Source organism: Paraburkholderia sp. SIMBA_054 (assembly GCF_046534875.1).
Taxonomy (GTDB): domain Bacteria; phylum Pseudomonadota; class Gammaproteobacteria; order Burkholderiales; family Burkholderiaceae; genus Paraburkholderia; species Paraburkholderia hospita.
In genome coordinates this window covers 1-276 of record NZ_JAWRXV010000672.1, presented here as the reverse complement: position 1 = coordinate 276, position 276 = coordinate 1, and the positions used below count along the sequence as shown (strand labels likewise).

1 protein-coding gene is annotated in these 276 nt (G+C 39.1%); it reads left to right on the top strand.

All coding sequences use genetic code 11. The features are described 5' to 3' along the window. The coding region (locus tag SB822_RS56785; RefSeq protein ID WP_410859064.1) for a type I-C CRISPR-associated protein Cas8c/Csd1 at positions 1-276 on the top strand (276 nt) is incomplete at both ends.

Here is a 276-nt window from a genome sequence, read left to right as displayed (position 1 = left end):
ATCCCATTAGATATTGTAAAAAGTGCTTATCAACGTGCTTCTAACCCTGTGTCTATGGATAACTGGGAATGGGAAAAAACACTCAGCATTACTTGTGCACTATTAAATAAACAGGAGGGATGCCAAGTGGCTTTAGATACAGAAAATATGGACCGTGATTATTTATTTGGCAGGTTATTAGCTATTGCGGATGTGATGGAAAGAAGAGCTCTAGGTTCAGGCGAAATGCGAGCTAGTAACGCACTTCGTTATATGAATGCTTTTTCTAAACATCCC